This window comes from Occallatibacter sp., from assembly GCF_049582745.1.
Classification (GTDB): Bacteria; Acidobacteriota; Terriglobia; order Terriglobales; family Acidobacteriaceae; genus Telmatobacter.
The window spans coordinates 1-1,570 of sequence record NZ_JBAUUO010000119.1; the positions used below are offsets into that span (position 1 = coordinate 1).

The 1,570-nt window shown below is 67.8% G+C and carries 2 protein-coding genes; both read left to right on the forward strand.

The window, feature by feature from the left end:
- Window positions 1–172 (forward strand): cupin domain-containing protein (locus WCA10_RS17180; protein ID WP_472823740.1); only part of this gene is annotated, 172 nt, incomplete at its 5' end.
- 222 nt (window positions 173–394) lie between these two features.
- On the forward strand, window positions 395–1,360 hold the full coding sequence (locus WCA10_RS17185; protein ID WP_472823739.1) for a UDP-glucuronic acid decarboxylase family protein: 966 nt from the start codon (window positions 395–397) through the stop codon (window positions 1,358–1,360).
- Window positions 1,361–1,570 lie beyond the last annotated feature (210 nt).

The following is a 1,570-nucleotide window of genomic DNA, read 5'->3' on the forward strand; positions in this document are numbered from 1 at the left end:
GGTCTGGGTCGAGGACGGCACCCTCACGCTGACCGTGGCCGGGGAGCCGTACCAGGTGACGGCCGGGCAGTCGGCCCGGTTCCCGGGCGGCGTCCCGCACGCCTACCGGAATGACGGGACCACGCCCGTGGCTCTCACGATGATTGTCGTGGTGCCGCCTGCCCCGGAGTGAACGCCCCCGGCCAAGCGGCGCGCCGTCCCGGGCGAACAGGGCATTCACCCCCCGAACCGGCGCAGCCACCTCCGGTCGCTGGTACATTCTGAGACAGAATTTCATGCTGGCCTGGCGTGGATTTACCCGCGGATTACCCCTGGCGCAGATTGTCGGCCTCCGGCCCCGGGCAGGCGTGGTGATGGGCGGAGTCCCGGCCAATATCCTCGATAGGAGAAAGTAATGCGAGTCGTGGTGACGGGGGGCGCCGGCTTCCTCGGATCCCATCTGTGTGACGCGATAATTGCCCGGGGCGACAGTGCCGTATGCGTGGACAATCTGGCCACCGGCCGGCCGGAGAACGTCGCGCACCTGATGGGCAGGCCCGGGTTCACGTTCGTGGAGGCCGACGTCAGTTCCGCTCTCGACGTGCCCGGCCCGGTCGATGCGGTCGCCCATCTGGCCAGCCCGGCGTCTCCCCCGGAGTACCTGCGCCTTCCGCTCGAGACGCTGGCCGTGGGGAGCCGGGGGACGGAGAACGCGCTGCGCGTGGCCCACCGGCACGGGGCCCGTTTCGTCCTCGCCTCCACCAGCGAGGTCTACGGTGACCCGGCCGTGCACCCGCAATCCGAGGATTACTGGGGCAACGTCAACCCGGTCGGCCCGAGAAGTGTTTACGACGAGGCCAAGAGATTTGCCGAGGCACTGACCCGTGCCTACCGGGACACGCGCGGTGTGAACGCCGGCATTATCCGTATCTTCAACACGTACGGCCCGCGGATGAACGCGCAGGACGGGCGGATTGTCTCGAACTTCATCACCCAGGCGCTGAACGGGGACCCGCTGACCATTTACGGCGACGGCACCCAGACCCGCAGTTTCTGTTACGTGGACGACCTGATCCGCGGGATCATGAGCATGATCGACTGTGCCGAGTGCGGCCCGGTGAACCTCGGGAACCCGGAAGAATTCACCGTCGCCGACTTCGCGAAGCTGGTGCTCCGGCTGACCGGCTCGGACTCGCCGGTGGAGCACCTGCCGCTGCCGGTCGACGACCCGACCCGCCGCTGCCCGGTCATCACCCGGGCCAGCCAGAGGCTGGGCTGGCAGCCCGAAGTCCGCGTGGAGGACGGCGTGCGCCGGACCGTTGAGTGGTTCCGCTCCCGGCCCGAGGAACTGCGGTTGGCCTCGGCCAGCGGTTCCCGGTAAGCAACCTCGGCCATTTGTCACCGGCGGGTGCCGCTGCGCACCGTATCGCCCCATGTGTCGTGAAATCCAGGCACACTCGCCAGGCCCGGGCGTCATTGCCAAAAAGTTCCGGTAATAGCCGGATGCTGTTACCCGGAACGGGCTACCGGGTTTATCGGGTTATCTGCCCGTTGCCGCGGCGAGCGGTGCGTACTAAGCGCGAGCCTAATC